Consider the following 19,121-nt stretch of genomic DNA (forward strand, 5'->3'; position numbering starts at 1 on the left):
GCTCCGGGTCAAGAGGGGAGGCGGATCCGATGTCCGAGAACACGTTCTCGTTCCAGCGACGCCGCAACGCCCTCGAGATCCTGCAGGGCGCGTGGAGCGGGGAGCCGCTGACCGCCTCCGATCTGATCGAGCGCACCGGCCTCACCCGCTCGACCGTCATCGCCGTCTGCGACGACCTCATCGAGCTCGGCTGGATCGAGGAGCTCGCGAACCAGCGCGCGGCGGGCGACTACGTGAAGGGCCGCCCCGCGCGCCGCTACGCGCTTCGGCGGACGGCCGGTGTGATCGTCGGAGTCGACGCCGGGCAGCACAGCGTCGGAGTCGACGTCGCCGACCTCCTGGGCGACACAATCGCGCACCACGTCGAGCCGGTCGACCACGAGCCGGTCGAGGAGCTGCCGCGCGAGCGCCGCCTCGCGGACATCGAGCGGATCCTGGACCGCACACTGCGCCGGGCCGGAGTCCCGGACGACGAGGTCCTCGCCGTCACCTTCGGGGTCCCGGCGCCCGTCGACGCCGACGGCCGCTCCCCCGTCGGCGACAACGGCTTCTGGAGCGCGATGAACCCCGGCCTCGGCGACCGCTTCGCCGCGCGCGGCTGGTCGGCCGTCGTCGACAACGACGCCAATCTCGCCGCCCTCGCCGAGGGCTGGCGCGGCGCCGCCATCGGCTGCTCGGACTACATCGCCCTGCTCTCGGGCGAGCGCCTGGGCGGCGGTGTGGTCCTGGGCGGCACGCTGCTCCGCGGCGCGCGCGGGCTTACCGGCGAGATGCGCTACCTGGACCTCGTCGAGGGAGTCGGATCCGCCGAGGGCGTCGCCGCACTCGCCCGGTCGTGGGCGCAGGAGTCCCTCGCCGCTCCGGGTCGCGCCCCGTCGCTCCTGGACGCCGTCGAGCACCCGGGCGCCGAGCAGGTGCTGGCCGCCGCCGCGGCGGGCGATCCGCTCGCCCGGGAGGTCGTCGACCGCCTGGCCGCCCGGCTGACGGCCGTCGCAGCCACCCTCGCGAACCTCCTCGACGTCTCGCTCCTCGTCGTCGGCGGCGCGCTCGCCGCCTCGGCCGGACCGCTGCTCGCCGACGTGTCGGAGCGGGTCGCCACCCTCGTGCACGCGCCGGCACCGCGGATCGTGCCCTCGACCCTCGGCGACCGCGCCGTCGCGCTCGGAGCGGTCCGAGCGGGTCTGGACCGCGTCCGCGCGGATCCGCTCGCCCTGCGCCTGAACGGCGGCGCCTCCGCGAGGGCGGCGACCGGAGGCTGAGGGCCCGGCTCAGCGCCGGAACGCCCGCACGATCAGCAGGAGCCCGAGCAGCACCGCCACCGCGGCCGCGGTCGCCGCGGGCAGGGCGAGCAGCAGGACCAGCGCACCGACCGCCGAGACGAGCGCCGGCAGGCGCAACGCCGCCGCTCCCCACTCCACGCGGCGGACGATCAGCGCGACCAGCTGGGCGGCGACCGCGAAGGCGAGCAGCGCATCCGCGTCGAGCACGACGACCGCGACCACCGAGACGAGGCAGACGACGAGCTGAGCGACGACCGGGACCCCGGTCCGCCGCGAAGGCTGCGCGAGCACGGCCGGGATCTCGTCGGCGTCGGCCAGGCGGACGAGACCGCCCGCGTCGCGGCGCTGCAGCACGACGAGGGCGAGCAGCCCCGCGAGCACGGCGGCGACCGCGACGGGCACCTCGGCAGCGGTGCCGAGTGCGGCGGCTCGGAGCGGAGTGGCGGTGCCGGCGAGCACGGCCGGTCCGACCAGCAGCAGCAGTCCCGCCCCGAGCGCACCGGCGACGAGGGCGACGACGCCCGTCGAGACGAGCGCGGACCGGAGCCGCACGAGGGTCCCCGATGCCGGCGGAGCGAACAGCAGCAGCGCGAGCGCCGCGGCGGACGCGGTGCCCTCCACTCCCCCCGGACGCACGTCCGACTCGGGGAGCACCGGCGGCGCCACGGCGACGATCACGGCGGCGGCCACCAGCAGGAGGAGCACCAGGGCGCCGAGTCCGCGCGCGAGACCCGCACGCACGACTCCGCCCCGCAGGACGAAGACCGTCACCGCGACGAGCATCAGCACCGCGACGGGCCGCGCGGACGCGCCGAGAACCGAGTCCGCGGCGGTCAGCGCGAGCGCGGAGGCGCCGAGCGCCCGGCCGGCGAGCGCCAGCCACTCCGCCGTCGGACCGTCGTGCTGCTCTCGATCGGAGTCGGCGAGCGCACTGATCGCGGTCAGCACCGCGGCGACGCCGATCCCGAGCAGCAGCCACCAGCCGGCCTCGAGCGCGGCGGGCGAGTAGACGAGGAAGAGACCGGCGAGCGTGATCGCCCCGGTCGGCTCCGCGGGGCGCGCCCGAGCGCGATCAGCGCTCACTCGCCCGGGCACGCGCGGAACTCAGGCCCGGTCGATCAGGCGTCGCCGTCGAACATCGAGGTGACGGAGCCGTCGTCGAACACCTCGTGGATCGCGCGCGCCAGCAGCGGCGCGATCGGCAGGATCGTCAGACGGTCCCACTTCTTCTCCTCCGGGAGCGGCAGGGTGTCGGTGACCACGACCGAGTCGATGAACTCGGAGCTGAGGAGCTCGCGCGCCGGATCCGAGAAGACCGCGTGGGTCGCGGCGACGACGACGCCGATCGCTCCGGCGTTCTTCAGCGCCTCGGCGGCCTTCGCGATCGTGCGCCCGGTGTCGATGAGGTCGTCGACGAGCAGGCAGACGCGCCCCTTCACCTCTCCGACGATCTCGTGGACCGAGACCTGGTTGGCGACCTTGGGGTCGCGGCGCTTGTGGATGATCGCCAGCGGCACCCCGAGCTTGTCGCTCCAGATGTCGGCGACGCGCACGCGGCCCATGTCGGGCGAGACGACCGTGAGGGTCGAGGGGTCGAGCTTCTCGCGGAAGTGCTCGAGCAGCACCGGCATCGCGAAGAGGTGGTCGACGGGTCCGTCGAAGAAGCCCTGGATCTGCGCGGCGTGCAGGTCGACCGACATGATGCGGTCGGCGCCGGCGGCCTTGAAGAGGTCGGCGACCAGGCGGGCCGAGATCGGCTCTCGGCCGCGGCCCTTCTTGTCCTGGCGGGCGTAGGGGTAGAACGGGGCGACGACGGTGATCCGCTTGGCCGAGGCGCGCTTGAGCGCGTCGACCATGATCAGCTGCTCCATGAGCCACTCGTTGATCGGCGAGGTGTGCGACTGCAGCACGAACACGTCGCCACCGCGCACGGACTCGCCGTAGCGCACGTAGAGCTCGCCGTTCGCGAAGGTGCGCCCCTCGGTGGTGACCAGCTCGGTCCCGAGCTCGGAGGCGACGGCCTCCGCCAGTGCCGGATGCGCCCTCCCCGAGACCAGGACCAGGCTCTTCTTGTTGCTGGCGGTGATGCCCGTCACTGTTCTCCGCTTCCTCCGGTCGGCCGGTCCGAGCCCTCGGGCTCGGGCACCCCGGCCGCCTCGGCGGCGGTCGCCGCCGCGGTTCCGGGACGGTGGGTCTGCACCCAACCGGCCATGTTGCGCTGCGGAGCGACGGTGATGCCGAGGGCTCCGGCGGGGATGTCCTTGCGGATGACCGTGCCGGCGCCCGTGTACGCTCCGTCCCCGATTCTAACGGGGGCGACGAAGACGTTGTGCGACCCGGCCCGCACGTGGGAGCCGACCACGGAGGACGCCTTGGTCACTCCGTCGTAGTTGGCGAAGATCGAGCCGGCGCCGATGTTCGACTCCTCGCCGATGGTCGCGTCGCCCACGTAGGACAGGTGCGGGACCTTCGATCCCGCGCCGATGGTCGCGTTCTTGGTCTCGACGTAGGTGCCGATCTTGCCCTTCGCGCCGAGCACCGTGCCCGGGCGGAGAAACGAGAAGGGGCCGACCTGCGCGCCCGCGCCGATCACGGCGAGCGTCGCGTCGGAGCGCTTGACGACCGCGTCCTCGCCGATCTCGCACGAGTCGAGCGTGGTGTCCGGGCCGATGACCGCGCCCGTCGCGATGACGGTCGGTCCCTTGATCTGCGTGCCGGGGAGGATCTCGACGTCGGGCGCGAGGACCGCGTCGACGTCGATCCAGGTCGTCGCCGGGTCCTGGATCGTGACGCCCTCGAGCTGCCAGCGGCGGACGATGCGCGCGTTGAGCTCGAGCGCCGCGTCGGCCAGCTGCACACGGTCGTTGATGCCGGCGACGAGCCAGCGGTCCTGCACCGGGACGGCCTCGATCGCGCGGCCGGCGGCCTTGAGTGCCGCGGCGGCGTCGGTGAGGTACATCTCCTTCTGCGCGTTGTCGGTGCCGATGCCGCCGATGACGGCGCGCAGGGCGCTGGCGTCGAAGGCGTAGACGCCCGCGTTGATCTCGGCGATGGCGAGCTGGTCGTCGTCGGCGTCCTTCTGCTCGACGATCGAGGCGAAGCCGCCGTCGGAGCCGCGCACGATGCGCCCGAAGCCCGTCGGGTCCTCGAGGACGCAGGAGAGCATGGTCAGCGCGTTCGCCTCGGCGAGGTGCGCGTCGACGAGGCGCCGGAGCGTCGGGGCGTCCAGGAGGGGCACGTCGGCGCTGAGCACCACGACGGTCCCGTCGAAGTCGGCGGGCAGGGCGCCGAGCCCGAGCTCGACCGCGCGGCCGGTGCCCGGCACCTCGTCCTGATCGACCACGAGGGCTGCGGGCGTGTGCTCGAGCACCGCCTGAGCGACCCGCTCGCGCTCGTGCCGGACGACCGTGACGACGTGCTGCGCCTGGAGCGAGGCGGCGGTGTCGAGGACGTGGCCGAGCAGCGGCCGTCCCGCCAGCCGGTGCAGCACCTTGGGCGTCCTGGACTTCATGCGGGTGCCCTGGCCTGCGGCCAGGATCACGACCGCGAGAGTGCTGTCTATGATCGCGTCTCCTCTTCGGCGGGCGCACCCGGGTCGGTGCGCGCTCGTCATCCCCGCTCCGCCACCAGGATTCGAACCTGGACCGGACAGCTCCAAAGGCTGCCGTGCTGCCGTTACACCATGGCGGACCGCGCTCGCGCGCGTCGTCCATCCTGCCATCCGGCCGGGACCCGCAGAGAACCCGGAGTCCGCCCCTTGGCGTCTCCTCCAGGGAACCTCACCGGCCCGCACCCGCCACAATGGAGGGGTGAGCGCGAACGACGAGGTCGACGGCATCGTCGACGCCTGGGTGAGGGAACGACCCGACCTGGACTTCACGCCGCTGCAGGTCTTCTCCCGCATGCGGCGGCTGGCCAAGCAGCTCGAGCGCGCCCGCGGCACGGCGTTCGGCCGCTCGGAGCTCGAGACGTGGGAGTTCGACGTGCTGTCGGCGCTGCGCCGCGCGGGCGCCCCCTACCGCCTCTCCCCCAAGCAGCTGCTGCAGGCGACCATGGTCACCAGCGGCACCATGACCAACCGCATCGACCGCCTCGTCGAGCGCGACCTGGTCGAGCGCCTCGACGACCCCAACGACGGTCGCGGAGTCCTCGTGCAGATGACGCCGTCCGGGCTCGCTCGCGTCGACGCCGCCATCACGCGGCTCGTCGACGCCGAGCAGGAGCTGCTGGGCGCGCTGACGCACGCGCAGCAGGAGCGGCTCGCGCAGCTGCTCCGCAAGCTCTCGCTCGACTTCGGCTAGGGCCCTAGCCCTCCAGCTGCTCCGAGAGCTCCAGCCAGCGCAGCTCGAGCTCGGCGGTCTCGTCCTCGTAGCCGCGGAGCGTCGCGTTCAGCGCCAGGATGCCGTCGTAGTCGTCCTGGTCGTGCGTCGCCATCTTCTCGTGGACGGTCTTCGTCAGCTGGGTCAGCTTGTGCAGGCGCCGGTCGATCGCCGATACCTCCTTCTCGGCGGTGCGCCGTTCGGCGCCGCCGAGTCCGGAGGGCGCAGCGGAGGCGGTCGCCGACAGCGCGGCCGGGCCCGCCTTCTCGAGCGCCTTGCGCAGCTCCAGGTACTGCTCCACGCCTCCGGGCAGGTGCCGGAACGCGCCCTCGAACACCGCGTACTGCTGGTCGGTGACCCGCTCGAGCAGGTACCGGTCGTGCGAGACGACCAGCAGCGTGCCGGGCCAGGAGTCGAGCAGGTCCTCGATCGCGGCGAGCATGTCGGTGTCGAGGTCGTTGGTCGGCTCATCGAGGATCAGCACGTTCGGCTCGCTCAGCAGGATCAGCAGGAGCTGCAGGCGCCGACGCTGGCCTCCCGAGAGGTCCTTCACCGGCGTCGACAGCTGAGCGCTCGAGAAGCCGAGCCGCTCGAGCAGCTGCCCGGGCGTCATGTCCTTGCCGCCGATGGAGTAGCTGGTGCGCTGCTGCGCGATGATCTCGCGGACCGGCTGGTCCTGCACCTCGGTCAGCTCCCGCAGCTGCTGGTCGAGGATCGCGACGCGCACCGTCGTGCCGCGCTTCACCTTCCCGCTCGTGGGCTGCACGCCGCCGGCGACCAGGCCCAGGAGGGTCGACTTGCCGGCGCCGTTCACGCCGAGGATCCCGGTGCGCTCCCCCGGGGCGATGCGCCACTCGATGCGGTTGAGCACCGTCCGCTCGCCGTAGCGCACCGTGACGTCGAGCAGGTCGACGACGTCCTTGCCCAGCCGCGAGACGGCGAGCTGCGACAGCGAGACGGAGTCGCGCACGGGAGGCTCGTCCTCGATCAGCTGGTTGGCGGCGTCGATGCGGAACTTGGGCTTCGCGGTGCGGGCGGGGGCTCCGCGGCGCAGCCACGCGAGCTCCTTCTTCATCAGGTTCTGCCGCTTGGCCTCCATCGTGGTCGCCATCCGATCGCGCTCGACGCGCTGCAGGATGTACGCCGCGTAGCCGCCCTCGAAGGGCTCGACGAGGCGGTCGTGCACCTCCCAGGTGGCGGTGCAGATCTCGTCGAGGAACCAGCGGTCGTGGGTCACGACGGCGAGTCCGCCGGAGGCGGTGGCCCAGCGGCGCTTGAGGTGCTCGGCGAGCCAGGCGATGCCCTCGACGTCGAGGTGGTTGGTGGGCTCGTCCAGGAACACGACGTCCCAGTCGCCGACCAGCAGCTTCGCGAGCGCGACGCGGCGGCGCTGCCCTCCCGAGAGGGAGCCGACGACGCCGTCCCACGGCACATCGCGGAGCAGCCCGGCGATCACGTCGCGCGTGCGCGCGTCGCCCGCCCACTCGTGCTCCTCGAGACCGCCGACGACCGCCTGCGCGACCGTCAGGTCCTCGTCCACCGTGTCGGCCTGGTCGAGCATGCCGAGGGTGACGCCGCGGCGGTGGGTGACGCGGCCGGAGTCCGGCTCGATGCGCTGCGCGAGCAGGCGCAGGAGGGTCGACTTGCCGTCGCCGTTGCGGCCGACGATCCCGATGCGGTCGCCCTCCTCGATGCCGAGCGAGACGTCGTCGAAGATGACCCGCGTGGGGTACTCGAGTCGCAGCGCCTCAGCGCCCAGGAGATGTGCCATAGGGATCGATTTTACGGGGCTCTCCACTGCCGGGTTCGACCGTCCCCTTTTTCCGCGGGGCTCCGCGGTCAGGCGACCGCGATCGTGCGGCGGTGGTGGCCTGTCGCGCCGTCGGGCGCCGGCCGCGCCTCGTCGGCGGTCTGCACGAGCCCCTCGGAGTCGGTGGCCCGGACGCTCAGCACGTGGTCGCCGGGCGTCGCGTCCCACTCGAGCACCCACTGGATCCAGGTGTCGGCCGTGACCGCCTCGGCGAGGCGGGCCTGCCGCCACTCCCCTCCGTCGACCTGGACCTCGACCTTCGAGATGCCCGTGTGAGGCGCCCAGGCGACTCCGGCGACGGCGACGGTGCCCGCCGAGACCGCCTGGCCCTGCCGCGGCACGTCGATCCGCGACTCGACCTTGATCGGCCCGCGCTCGCTCCAGCCGCGCGTCGACCAGTAGGCGAGGTCGTCGGCGAAGGTCGTGACCTCCAGCTCGGTGACCCACTTCGTCGCGGAGACGTAGCCGTAGAGGCCGGGCACGACCATCCGCACCGGGAAGCCGTGCTCGAGCGGCAGCGGCTCGCCGTTCATGCCGACGGCGAGGATGCTCGCGCGGCCCTCGTCCTGCAGCACGTCCAGCGGGCTGGAGGCGGTGAAGCCGTCGATGCTGCGCGAGAGCACCATGTCGGCGCCCGCAGTCGGGCGCGCCCTGGCCAGCAGCTCGCGGATCGGGTAGCCGAGCCAGAGCGCCGTGCCGATCAGGTCGCCGCCGACCTCGTTCGACACGCAGGACAGCGTGACGAGGTGCTCCTCGAGCGGCAGCGCGAGCAGCTCGTCCCAGGTCAGCTCGACCTCCTCTTCGACCATGCCGTGGATCCGGAGCGACCACTCGGCCGGGTCGACGGAGGGCACCGAGAGCGCGGTGTCGATGCGGTAGAACTCGGCGTTGGGGGTGACGAAGGAGCTGATCCCCTCGACGTCGTCGAGCGCGGCCGTCGGAGGGACGGCCGGAGCGGGCGAGGCGGCGCGCGGCAGCGCCACGGCCTCGCGCACCGCGGTGACGGCGGCCGACGCGGCGGTCGCCATCCGCGCCCCGACGCCCACGACGACCGCCGCGGCACCCGCGACGCCCACGAGGCGGAGGAACGAGCGGCGGTCGGTCCCGCCCCGCGCGGGCTCCTGCTCCCAGCCGCGCAGCCGTGCCGCGGCGGTGCGGAGGACGAGGACGCCCGCCACCATCCCGACGATGCTCGGAGCTGCGGCCAGGCCGGTCGCCCCCTCCCGCGTCACCGCGGCCAGAGCCCCCAGGCCCGCGACCACGACCAGCAGCAGCGCCCCGAACGGCGGACGGCGGAACTCCAGCAGTCCCGCGGCGATCGCGAGCAACGCGACGGCGAAGGCCAGCGAGAGGAGGAGGACGAGCTTGTCGCCGGTGCCGAACAGCGCGATGGTCGCGTCCTTCACCCCGGCGGGCACGATGTCGATCACGAAGCCGCCGACCGCGACGAGCGGACCGCCTCCCGCGCCGGTGAACACGGCCACGAGCTCGGCGCTCGCGAGGGCGACGGCGGCGGCGACGATCCCCGTGAGGATCGCGAGCAGTGCGGCTCTTCTGGGGGGCATGGCCGCACTCTAAGCCACCGCCCGGAGTGCGGGCTGGGGCGTCGATCGTCAGATCGAGAGCAGTCGCGCCCCGTGGACCGGTCCGGTCACGCGGACCGCCTTGTAGCGCGCCGTCGTCAGCTCCAGCTGGAGCTCGAGCGCCGCATCCGCGTCGGCGGCGAGGAACGCGACGGTGGGGCCGGAGCCGGACACGAGGCCGCCGAGGGCTCCGCTCTGCTCGCCGCGCTCGAGGATGCGCGCGAGCCCTGGCTGCAGGTGCAGCGCCGGCGCCTGCAGGTCGTTGTGCATCGCGTCGGCGAGCATCGCCGCGTCGCCCGCCCGGAGCGCCTGCAGCACGTTCGGGTCGACGGACGGCGACGCCGAGATCGGGCGGAAGTCGTGCAGGTGGCGCTCGCGGTGCCGGTCGAGCTCGCTGTAGACCTCGGGGGTCGACAGCCCCTGCTCCGAGAACACGAGGACCCACTCGAACCGGCCCTTGGCCAGGGCCGGGCTCAGCTCGTCGCCGCGGCCCACTCCGATCGCCGTGCCGCCGGTGAAGGCGAAGGGCACGTCGGCGCCCAGGCTCGCGGCGATGCCCAGCAGCTGCTCACGGGTGCACGCCGTGCCCCAGAGCGCGTCGCAGGCGAGGAGCGTGGCGGCGGCGTCGGCCGATCCGCCGCCCATGCCGCCCGCGATCGGGACGTTCTTCTCGATCTCGAGATGCACGCCCCGGCGGTATCCCGTGGCCCGAGCGAGCGCTCTCGCGGCCTTGATGGCGAGGTTGCTGCCGTCGACCGCGAGGCCGGACGTGTCGATCGAGCCGGAGAAGGCGACCGAGAAGTCCGGAGCCGCGCTGGCGCGCACGTCCTCGTAGAGCGACAGAGACTGGAACGCCGTGGCGAGCTCGTGGTAGCCGTCGTCGCGGACCGCCCCCACCTTGAGGAAGACGTTGATCTTGCCGGGAGCCCGCGCGTGGACCACGGTCGACGTCGCGCGAGCAGCCATGCCTCCAAGCTACAGGGTGGTGGAGGAGCCCTCGTCCCGGTCCGAGCCGTCCTCGTCGGGGTCGTCCGACCCCGAGTCGGGCAGCACCCCGCCCCGGGTCGGCACGAGTGCCGGGTCCAGGGTCCGGCCCAGCGCGACGAACGACTCCACGGTCAGCTCCTCGCCCCGCGCGGTCTGCGGGACGCCCGCGGACTCGAGGGCGGTGATCGCCGCAGCACTGTCGCCGAAGAGCGTGGCGAGCGACTGCCGCAGCATCTTCCTCCGCTGGGCGAACGCCGCGTCGACGACGGCGAAGACGGCTCGGCGCAGGGCCTCGTCGCCCGGCTCCTCGCCGCGCTGGAACGACACGAGCACGCTGTCGACGTTCGGGACGGGCCAGAAGATCTGCCGCGAGACGGTGCCGCCGGTCGAGAACGAGCCGAACCACGCCGCCTTGACGCTCGGCCCGCCGTAGACCTTCGAGCCGGGACCCGCGGCGAGGCGGAGGCCGACCTCGGACTGCACCATCACGACGCCCGAGCGGATGCTCGGGAAGTGCTCGAGGAAGTGCAGCAGCACCGGCACGGAGATGTTGTACGGGAGGTTCGCGACGAGCCGCACGGGCTCGCCCGGCAGCTCGAGCACCCGCATCGCGTCGGCGTGCACGATGTGCAGCTCGGCGCGCGGGGCCATCAGCTCCACCGTGCGCGGCAGCTGCTCGGCGAGGCGCCCGTCGATCTCGACGGCGACGACCTGAGAGCCCGCCTCGAGCAGGCCCAGCGTCAACGAGCCCAGGCCCGGGCCGATCTCGACGACCGTCTCGCCCGCCCGCACTCCGGCGAGCTTGACGATGCGGCGCACGGTGTTGGCGTCGTGCACGAAGTTCTGGCCGAGCTTCTTGGTCGGAGTGACGTCGAGCAGCTGCGCGAGATCGCGGATCTCGGCGGGGCCGAGCAGGCGCGGGACGGACGCCGCCTCCACCTCGGCCGCGTGACGGCCGCTCATGCGAGCTGCCCCACCGGCTCCGTCGGCTCCGACCCGACCTCGCCGCCCCACTCGCCGTACACCTGCTCGGTGTTCGACGCGATCGTCGCGGCGAGGTGCCCCACGTCGGTCTCGAGGTGCGCGGCCATGGCGCGCAGGGTGTGCGGGAGCAGGTAGGGGGCGTTGGGGCGCCCGCGCAGCGGCATCGGAGTGAGGAACGGCGCGTCCGTCTCGACGAGGATCAGGTGCCGCGGAGTGACGGCGAGCGCCTCGCGGAGCGGCTCCGCGTTCTTGAAGGTCACGTTGCCGGCGAACGAGAGGTACCAGCCCTCCTCCGCGCACATCCGGGCCATCTCGGCGTCGCCGGAGAAGCAGTGGAAGACGGTGCGCTCGGGGGCGCCGACCCGGCGGAGCGTCTCCATCACCTCGCGGTGGGCGTCGCGGTCGTGGATCTGCAGCGCGATGCCCGCCTCCTTCGCGATGCGGATGTGCTCCTCGAACGAGCGCTGCTGAGCCCCGCGGCCGCTCTCGCCCGTGCGGAAGTAGTCGAGACCCGTCTCGCCGACGGCGCGCACGCGGGGCTGGGTCGCGAGCTCGGCGATCACGGCGAGGGCGTCGTCGAGCTCGCCCCGCGCGTCGAGCTCGGGGGCCTCGTTCGGGTGGATCGCGACGGCGGCGAGCATGCGCGGCTCGGAGGCGGCCATCTCGGCCGACCAGCGGCTGGTCGCCACATCGGTGCCGACCTGGACGACGCCGCGGACGCCGACCGTGGAGGCGCGGTCGAGCTGCTCCCGGTAGTCGAGCGGCTCGAGGCCGTCGGCGATCTCGAGGTGCGTGTGGTTGTCGTAGACGGGGACCACGAGGGCCTCGGGCAGCGGAGGGTACGTCAGGTCGCGGCCGGAGGTGTTCTCGCGGGCGCGGACGTGCTGACTGTCGGTCATGCGCTCCAGGCTACCGGGAGGGTCCGGACGGCCCGCGTCCGGAGTGAGGGGGACCTCGAAGCACCCGCCGCCCCTGCCCGCTGGTCGAGTCGCCCCGCAGTGGCGTGTCGAGACCGACCGGCTCCGAGACCCCGTGGATCTCGATACGCGCGCTCCGCGCGCTACTCGATCAGCAGAGAAGCGCCCGACGTGGAGCTCCGTTCACGACGCATCAGCGGCGCGCAAGCGCACATCGTCGGCGAACCGCCGACTGAGCCGTCGCAGAGCGCCGCCCCTGAGCTTCCCGGACGGCCGTTCGTGACGGATGTCCGGCCGGGCGCGTTCCGGAGGACAACGGTCGCCCCTCCTCCCGCTGCTGGTCGAGCAGCCCCACAGGGGCGTATCGAGACCCACCGGCTCCGGACATCGGGGATCTCGATATGCCCGCTCCGCGGGCTACTCGATCAGCAGAGGGAGGGGCCGGGCGGTCAGCTCGCCGGGGTCTCGATGCGGGGGAAGAGGGCCTCGAGGGTGCCGACCGTCGTGCCGACGGGCAGGCGGCCCCAGTCGCCGGCCTCGCGGATCGGCTGCGCCGCGAGGGAGCCGAGCGACTCCTCGACGCCGAGCGCCGTCCACAGCTTCGTGGTCGCGCGGGGCACGACCGGCGAGAGCAGCACGGCGAGGGCGCGCAGCCCCTCCGTCGCCGTGTAGAGGACCGTGCCGAGCCGCTCGCGGTCGGCGTCGTTCTTGGCGAGCGCCCACGGCTCCTGCTCAGTGATGTAGCCGTTCAGCTCGTCGACGATGGTCCACACCGCGGTGATCGCGTCGTGGATGGCGAGGGCGTCGATCGCCGCGTCCGCCGTGGCCGCCGCTGCGGCGACGGTGCGCTGCACGCGCTCCTCCGCCTCGGTGGCGACTCCGGGCCCGGGCACGACACCCTCGTAGTAGCGGTTGAGCATGGCGATCACACGCGAGGCGAGGTTGCCGAACCCGTTGGCGAGCTCGGCCTGGTAGCGCGCAGAGAGGTCCTCCCACGAGAACGAGCCGTCCTGGCCGAACGTGATCGCGCGCATGAAGTAGTAGCGGAACGCGTCGGACCCGAAGGTGTCGGTGATCTGCTCGGGCGCGATGCCGGTGAGCTTCGACTTCGACATCTTCTCGCCGCCGACGAGCAGCCAGCCGTGGCCGAAGACCTGCTTGGGCACGTCGAGCCCTGCGGCCATCAGCATGGCGGGCCAGATCACCGCGTGGAAACGGAGGATGTCCTTGCCGACGATGTGGGTCGCCGGCCAGCGGCGGGCGAACTCCTCGTCGTCCTGACCGTAGCCGACGGCGGTGACGTAGTTGAGCAGGGCGTCGAACCAGACGTAGACGACGTGCGAGTCGTCCCACGGGACCTTCACGCCCCAGTCGAAGCTCGAGCGCGAGATCGAGAGGTCGGCGAGGCCCTGGCGCACGAAGCTGACGACCTCGTTGCGGGCCGACTCCGGCTGCACGAAGTCGGGGCGCTCCTCGTAGAGCGCGAGCAGGCGCTCGGTGTACTCGCTCATCTTGAAGAAGTAGTTCTTCTCGCTGAGCAGCTCGACCGGCTTGGAGTGGATCTTGCAGACGTACTGGCCCTCGTAGTCGCCGGTGCCCTCGTCGAGGTCCGAGAGCTGCTTGTACTCCTCGCAGCCGACGCAGTAGTAGCCCTCGTACTCGCCCGTGTAGATCGCGCCGCCGTCGTAGAGCGTCTGGAGGAACTTCTGCACGTTGACCTCGTGCCGCTCGTCCGTGGTGCGGATGAAGTCGTCGTTGGCGATGTCGATGGTGCTCAGGAGAGGCTGCCATGCGGTCTCGACCAGTCGGTCCGCCCACTCCTGGGGAGTGGTGCCGTTCGCCGTCGCGGTGCGCAGGATCTTCTGGCCGTGCTCGTCGGTGCCGGTGAGCAGCCAGGTGTCATCGCCGGCCTGACGGTGCCAGCGGGTCAGCACATCCGCCGCGACCTCCGTGTACGCGTGCCCGATGTGGGGGACGTCGTTGACGTAGAAGATCGGGGTCGTGAGATAGAAGGAGGCGCCGTCGGACATGGCGACCATCCTATTCACCGCGCGGTGCCGCTCCTCCTGTGTGACGACGCCCCGGCTCTGCCGTGTGACGACCCGACGAGCTCAGCCGCGGCGCGACGCCAGCGCCGCCTCGTAGAGCTCGCGTCGCGAGAGGCCGGTGCGCTCGGCAACCTCGGCCGACGCCTCCTTGAGCCGCGCCCCGGCGGCGACCCGCGCGAGGACGTCGGCGAGCGCGTCCTCCTGCGACGCCTCCCGCTCCGGAGCGCCCTGCACGACCAGGCAGATCTCGCCGCGGAGCCCGCCGGCCGCCCACTCGGCGAGCTCGGCCGCCGTGCCCCGGCGCACCTCCTCGAACATCTTCGTCAGCTCGCGGCACACCACGACCCGGCGCTCGGGCCCCATCGCCTCGACGAGGTCGGCGAGGGCGTCGCCGATGCGGTGCGGCGACTCGAAGAACACCATGGTGCGGCGCTCGTCGACGAGGGACCGGAAGGTCGAGATTCGCTCGCCGTGCTTGCGCGGCAGGAAGCCCTCGAAGCTGAACCGGTCGGTCGGCAGCCCCGAGACGGCGAGCGCCATGAGCACGGCCGAGGGTCCGGGGAGCGCCGTGACCGCGACTCCGGCGGCCACCGCGGTCTCGACCAGGTGGTAGCCCGGATCGGACACGGTGGGCATGCCGGCGTCGCTGAGCACGAGCAGGTCCTGGTCGCGGGCGAGCTCGACCAGCTCGGCCGCCCGCTGGCGCTCGTTGTGGTCGTGCAGCGCGTAGAGGGTCGGCCTGTTCTCGATGCCGAGCGCCCGCAGCAGCTGGATCGTGACGCGGGTGTCCTCGGCGGCGACGTGCTCCGCGGTCGAGAGCGCCTCCACGAGCCGCCGAGAGGCGTCGCCGAGGTTTCCGATGGGCGTGCCCGCGAGGATGATCATGCGGCCAGTCTCCCAGCCCCGAACCAGCGCAAGCCCCCTGCGGGGACCCAGGAGCAGGAGTCGGCCCGCTCGTTCGGGAGGTCTGATGCGCACAAGCCGGACGGCGACTGCCTTGCAGGGAAGCCACCCCGTGCATATCGTTGCTCAATAACATCGATAATCGATAAGGAGATGCCATGGGGAACTCGACGGCGATCGCCAGCGGACGCGTACGGGACCGGCCGTTCTTTCTGCGTGTCGTACGGGCCGTGCTGCTGATCGTTGCCGCATTCACGGTCGTCTCCGAGGCGACCCGGGCAGTGACGATCGCGACCGGCCGAGTGCTGATCGCCACCGGTGGCGTCGACGATCGTCTGCCGCTGAGCTCTCTGCCGCAACTCTTGCAGGCCGATCTGCGCGACGGCGCGTCGGGAACGCTCGCCGACGCCGACCTCTCCCTCCGGCTGCTCTGCGCCCTGCCGTCGGTGCTGCACGCGGTCACGATCGTGCTTGCGACGGTCTTCCTCCTGCGGGCACTCCGCGGCATCGCGCTCGCGCGGCCGTTCGACCTGTTCGTGCTCACGAGTTGGCGTCGGCTCAGCATCGCTCTCCTGGCCGGAGGCGTCACCCAGGCGCTCGCCGACACGATCGCGACCACCTACCTCAACACGCGCATCGGGCTGCTGTTCGGAGCCGGACGGGTGACGCCGGAGCAGCAGGACGCGTTCCTGGGCGGGGACTACCAGAGCATCGGCACGAATCTGCCGCAGTGGCCGGTCTCCGTCATCGTCGCCGGGCTCGTCGCCGCCGCCCTCACCGCCGCTTTCCGCGCAGGCGCTCGCCTGGAGGACGACGTCGATGGTGTCGTCTGACCCCCGGGACGAGGTCGGAGGCGCCCACCGCGTCGTCTGCCATCTCGACGCCGTCCTGGCCGAGCGCGGAGTGACGCTGACCGAGCTGTCGGCGCGGACCGGGATCACCATGGCGAACCTGTCGATCCTCAAGAACAACCGCGCCAAGGCGATCCGCTTCACCACGCTCACCCTGGTCTGCGATGCGCTCGGCACGTCACCCCAGGAGCTCTTCTCGCTCCGACCGTGACGGAGGTGCGGTGACCCGACAAGAACTGCCCCGAGCACGCCCTCGAACGGCAGGAGCAGAACAAGGGCGTCACGCGCACCGTCCCCGTCGACGACTCGAACGGGATCACCCTCGTAGGCGAGTTCGACGCTGGATGATCTCGGTGATGCGACCTGCATCGAGCGGACGGGCCCCTTTGGCACCAGCGCAGGGCGGGGAAGAGACAGCCCCTCCGGGAGACGTGGGTCTCGATACGCCCCTTCGGGGCTAGTCGATCAGCAAGAAGGCGGGTGTCTCTTCCCAGCGCCCGTCGAGCTCGCCGCGCCCCTCGCGAGCTGACGCCTGGCGCGGTCCCCGCCGCCGCGACGAGGGCGGTGACTCGAGGTCGTGCTGCGGCAGACGCGTGCTGGTCGAGTGGACATGCGCAGGATGGACCAGGCGTACACACCGAGCGCTTCTCGCTCGACGAGGCACCGGAGGCGTACCGCGGTCTGCACGACGGGAAGGTGCGCGGGCGGGCGGTCGTGGTGCCGTGACGCCCCGTTAGCATGGCCGGGTGACGGACCGACCGCAGCGCGACTTCGACGACCTGCTCCTCGACTCCGCCGGAGCGACCCGGTCGGTTCCCGTCGAGCCCGCGGAGGACGTCGCCGCGGCACCCCGGGTGCGCGAGCCGCAGCCCGACGTGCCGCGGGGCTCCTGGTTCGACGACGTCTTCACACGCTTGACCCTCACCCCGCTCCGGCGACGGCTGTGGGATCTAGGTCTGCCGATCGCCGTGGTCGTGCTCGCCGCCGTGCTGCGGCTGTGGAACCTCGGGCACCCGCGCTCCCTCGTGTTCGACGAGACCTTCTACGTGAAGGACGCCTGGACGCTCTGGAACCTCGGCTTCGAGGGCGCGTGGCCGGAGGATCCCGACCCGGGCTTCGCGGCCGGCGACGTGGACACGTTCACGGGAGCGCCGTCGTTCGTCGTGCACCCGCCGCTGGGCAAGTGGATCATCGGACTCGGGATGGGCGCGTTCGGCGCCGACGACAGCGTCGGCTGGCGGATCTCGACGGCGGTCGTCGGGATCCTCGCGGTCGCGCTCGTCATCGTCGTCGGCCGGCTGCTCTTCCGCTCGACGCTGATCGCCTCGCTCGCGGGCCTCTTCCTCGCCCTCGACGGCCACGCGATCGTGATGTCGCGCGTCTCGCTGCTCGACGGGATCCTCATGTTCGTCGCGCTGTGCGGCGTGACGGCCGTGCTGCTGGACCGCCGCTGGGCGGAGCTGCGGCTCGCCGAGAAGGTCGCCGCGGGGGCGCTGCCCAGCTGGGGTCCCGTGCTCTGGTGGCGGCCGTGGCTCCTGGTGGCGGGCTTCGTCTTCGGTCTCGCGGCCGGCGTGAAGTGGACCGGGATCTACTTCCTGGCGGCCTACGGCGTCTACCTCGTCGTGGTCGACGCGCTGATGCGCCGCCGCGCGGGCGTCCCCTTCTGGGGCAGCGGAGCCGTGCTCAAGCAGGGCCCGGTGTCCTTCCTCCTGGTCGTGCCCATCGCGCTCGTCGCCTACCTCCTCACCTGGACCGGCTGGCTCCGGACTTCCGGCGGCTGGGCCCGGCAGTGGGCGACGGAGGCCCCGGGCAACGCCTGGACCGGTGCGCTGGCGTGGGTGCCCGACTGGGCGCAGAGCCTCTGGCACTACCACGTGCAGATGTACGACTACTCGATCAACCTGCGCGCCACGCACCCCTACGAGGCGAACCCGCTGACCTGGCTGCTGATGAGCCGGCCGACCAGCATGTACTTCGTCGACGGCGCCGAGGGCGTGGACGGCTGCACCGCGGTGCGCTGCGCCGAGGCGATCACCTCGGTCGCGAATCCGCTGATCTGGTACGCCGGAGTCGCGGCGCTGCTCTACCTGCTCTACCGCCTCGCGCGGTACCGGGAGTGGCGCGCGGGCTTCGTGCTGATGGGCATCGTCGCGGGCTACCTGCCGTGGATGCTGTACCTGGACCGCACGGTCTTCCAGTTCTACTGCGTCGTGTTCCAGCCGTACATGATGCTCGCGCTCGCGATGACGGCGGGGATCGTGATGGGCTCGCCGCAGGACCCCGTCCGCAAGCGGACCCGCGGGATCGTCCTCGTGCTCGGCTTCGTCGTGCTCGCCGCCGCGCTCACCGCCTTCTTCTACCCCGTCTGGACCGGGCAGCAGACCTCGTTCGCCTTCTGGCAGGCGCACATGTGGCTCCCGTCGTGGGTCTGATCGGGCGTCTCGGACCCGGAGTCGCGGTCTGCGCGGCCGCCGCGGTGCTCGCGGCCGTCGTGCACGCTCTCGTGCCGGCGGTGCCGATGCTGACGGCCGCCGTCGCGCTCGGGATCGTGGTGGCTCAGGTGCCGGCGGCCCGTCCGGCGCTGGGCGGTGCGCTCTCGCCGGGTCTGAAGTTCTCGTCCCGGACCCTCATGCGCACCGGGATCGTACTGCTGGGGCTGAAGCTCTCGCTCGTGGACATCGCGGCACTGGGCTGGGCGGCGATCCTCGTGGTGGTGGGCATCGTGCTGGCGACGTTCGCGCTCACCTGGGCGCTCGGGCGGGCGCTCGGACTGCCGGGTCGGGAGCCCCTGCTGCTGGCCGCCGGGTTCTCTATCTGCGGCGCCTCCGCCATCGGCGCGATGGCCGGGGCGACGCGGGCGAAGGAGTCGGAGCAGGCCGTGCCGGTCGCGCTGGTGACGCTCTGCGGGACGCTCGCGATCGCGGTGCTGCCGGCGCTGCAGCATCCGCTGGGACTCTCGGCGGAGCAGTTCGGGCACTGGGTGGGCGCGTCGGTGCACGACGTCGGCCAGGTCGTCGCGACGGCGCAGGTCGCGGGGGCGTCGGCCCTCGCGGTGGCGGTGGTCGTCAAGCTCACGCGCGTGGTCATGCTCGCGCCGATGGTCGCGATCGCCGCGGCGGCGACGCGGCGCGGCGGCGAGGCGGTCGGACCGCGTCCCGCGATCGTGCCGCTGTTCGTGGTGGGCTTCCTCGCGGCCGTGCTCGTGCGCACCTGGGTGCCGCTGCCGGAGGGGCTGCTCACGGGTGCCGACACCGCCCAGACCTGGCTGCTCGCGGCGGCGCTGTTCGCCCTCGGCACCGGCGTGCGGCTGCGCGCTCTCGTGACGACCGGCTGGCGGGCGCTCGTCGTGGCGCTCGGCTCGTGGTTCGCGATCGCCGCGATGGCGCTGGCGGCGGTGCACGCGACGGTCTGATCCTGGGACTGTTACGGACTGCGACAG

General features: G+C 72.5%; 16 protein-coding genes and 1 tRNA gene. 6 read left to right on the forward strand and 11 right to left on the reverse strand.

Annotated elements, in window-relative coordinates; genetic code table 11:
• The first annotated feature begins 29 nt into the window (after nucleotides 1-29).
• Nucleotides 30-1,259: an ROK family transcriptional regulator gene (locus ASF48_RS15775; protein WP_055793752.1), complete on the forward strand. Its 1,230-nt coding sequence runs from the start codon at nucleotides 30-32 to the stop codon at nucleotides 1,257-1,259.
• A gap of 9 nt (nucleotides 1,260-1,268) precedes the next feature.
• Here the strand turns inward: ASF48_RS15775 and ASF48_RS15780 are convergent, their stop codons facing one another.
• The 4 genes from ASF48_RS15780 to ASF48_RS15795 all read right to left on the reverse strand — a co-directional run bounded on the left by ASF48_RS15780 (nucleotide 1,269) and on the right by ASF48_RS15795 (nucleotide 4,970).
• Nucleotides 1,269-2,363 carry a hypothetical protein gene (locus ASF48_RS15780; protein ID WP_055793754.1) on the reverse strand — a complete coding sequence of 365 codons (1,095 nt, stop codon included), beginning with the start codon at nucleotides 2,361-2,363 and terminating at the stop codon, nucleotides 1,269-1,271.
• Nucleotides 2,364-2,398: 35 nt separating this feature from the next.
• Nucleotides 2,399-3,376 carry a ribose-phosphate diphosphokinase gene (locus tag ASF48_RS15785; RefSeq protein WP_055793762.1) on the reverse strand — a complete coding sequence of 326 codons (978 nt, stop codon included), beginning with the start codon at nucleotides 3,374-3,376 and terminating at the stop codon, nucleotides 2,399-2,401.
• On the reverse strand, nucleotides 3,373-4,893 hold the full coding sequence (gene glmU, locus ASF48_RS15790; protein ID WP_082481593.1) for a bifunctional UDP-N-acetylglucosamine diphosphorylase/glucosamine-1-phosphate N-acetyltransferase GlmU: 1,521 nt from the start codon (nucleotides 4,891-4,893) through the stop codon (nucleotides 3,373-3,375). The genes ASF48_RS15785 and glmU overlap by 4 nt, the downstream gene beginning before the upstream one ends.
• 5 nt (nucleotides 4,894-4,898) lie before the next feature.
• Nucleotides 4,899-4,970, reverse strand: a tRNA-Gln gene (locus ASF48_RS15795).
• A gap of 119 nt (nucleotides 4,971-5,089) precedes the next feature.
• Here ASF48_RS15795 and ASF48_RS15800 point away from each other — a divergent pair.
• Entirely contained in the window at nucleotides 5,090-5,581 is a 492-nt protein-coding gene (locus tag ASF48_RS15800) for a MarR family winged helix-turn-helix transcriptional regulator (protein WP_055793772.1), read from the forward strand.
• A 4-nt stretch (nucleotides 5,582-5,585) separates the two neighbouring features.
• On the opposite strand, the gene ASF48_RS15805 is transcribed toward ASF48_RS15800, so the two are convergent.
• From ASF48_RS15805 to rsmI, 7 genes are all read right to left on the reverse strand, one after another.
• Nucleotides 5,586-7,370: an ABC-F family ATP-binding cassette domain-containing protein gene (locus tag ASF48_RS15805; RefSeq protein ID WP_055793774.1), complete on the reverse strand. Its 1,785-nt coding sequence runs from the start codon at nucleotides 7,368-7,370 to the stop codon at nucleotides 5,586-5,588.
• Between the two features lie 68 nt (nucleotides 7,371-7,438).
• Nucleotides 7,439-8,974, reverse strand: a complete 1,536-nt coding sequence (locus ASF48_RS15810) for a molybdopterin-dependent oxidoreductase (protein WP_055793776.1) — start codon at nucleotides 8,972-8,974, stop codon at nucleotides 7,439-7,441.
• A gap of 48 nt (nucleotides 8,975-9,022) precedes the next feature.
• A complete protein-coding gene (locus ASF48_RS15815) occupies nucleotides 9,023-9,958 on the reverse strand; it encodes a 4-(cytidine 5'-diphospho)-2-C-methyl-D-erythritol kinase (protein WP_055793778.1) in 936 nt (311 codons plus the stop codon).
• 9 nt (nucleotides 9,959-9,967) lie between these two features.
• The gene (rsmA, locus tag ASF48_RS15820; RefSeq protein WP_082481595.1) at nucleotides 9,968-10,942 is read right to left on the reverse strand and encodes a 16S rRNA (adenine(1518)-N(6)/adenine(1519)-N(6))-dimethyltransferase RsmA; all 975 of its coding nucleotides are present in this window, start codon (nucleotides 10,940-10,942) and stop codon (nucleotides 9,968-9,970) included.
• Nucleotides 10,939-11,862 carry a TatD family hydrolase gene (locus tag ASF48_RS15825; RefSeq protein WP_055793780.1) on the reverse strand — a complete coding sequence of 308 codons (924 nt, stop codon included), beginning with the start codon at nucleotides 11,860-11,862 and terminating at the stop codon, nucleotides 10,939-10,941. The genes rsmA and ASF48_RS15825 overlap by 4 nt, the downstream gene beginning before the upstream one ends.
• A 467-nt stretch (nucleotides 11,863-12,329) precedes the next feature.
• Entirely contained in the window at nucleotides 12,330-13,910 is a 1,581-nt protein-coding gene (gene metG / locus ASF48_RS15830; RefSeq protein ID WP_055793957.1) for a methionine--tRNA ligase, read from the reverse strand.
• 81 nt (nucleotides 13,911-13,991) lie between these two features.
• A complete protein-coding gene (rsmI, locus tag ASF48_RS15835; RefSeq protein WP_055793782.1) occupies nucleotides 13,992-14,813 on the reverse strand; it encodes a 16S rRNA (cytidine(1402)-2'-O)-methyltransferase in 822 nt (273 codons plus the stop codon).
• A 176-nt stretch (nucleotides 14,814-14,989) separates the two neighbouring features.
• Between rsmI and ASF48_RS15840 the strand changes: the two genes are divergently transcribed.
• From ASF48_RS15840 to ASF48_RS19975, 4 genes are all read left to right on the forward strand, one after another.
• Nucleotides 14,990-15,664, forward strand: a complete 675-nt coding sequence (locus ASF48_RS15840) for a hypothetical protein (protein ID WP_055793784.1) — start codon at nucleotides 14,990-14,992, stop codon at nucleotides 15,662-15,664.
• Nucleotides 15,651-15,893, forward strand: a complete 243-nt coding sequence (locus tag ASF48_RS15845) for a helix-turn-helix domain-containing protein (RefSeq protein ID WP_055793785.1) — start codon at nucleotides 15,651-15,653, stop codon at nucleotides 15,891-15,893. The genes ASF48_RS15840 and ASF48_RS15845 overlap by 14 nt, the downstream gene beginning before the upstream one ends.
• A gap of 535 nt (nucleotides 15,894-16,428) precedes the next feature.
• Nucleotides 16,429-18,114, forward strand: a complete 1,686-nt coding sequence (locus ASF48_RS19970) for a dolichyl-phosphate-mannose--protein mannosyltransferase (protein WP_235577271.1) — start codon at nucleotides 16,429-16,431, stop codon at nucleotides 18,112-18,114.
• Nucleotides 18,093-19,094, forward strand: coding sequence for a YeiH family protein (locus ASF48_RS19975; protein ID WP_055793787.1), 1,002 nt, complete (start codon nucleotides 18,093-18,095; stop codon nucleotides 19,092-19,094). Before ASF48_RS19970 ends, ASF48_RS19975 begins: the two co-directional genes overlap by 22 nt.
• The last annotated feature ends 27 nt before the right edge of the window (nucleotides 19,095-19,121 follow it).

It is taken from the genome of Rathayibacter sp. Leaf299 (assembly GCF_001423055.1).
GTDB classification, from domain to species: Bacteria; Actinomycetota; Actinomycetes; order Actinomycetales; family Microbacteriaceae; genus Rathayibacter; species Rathayibacter caricis.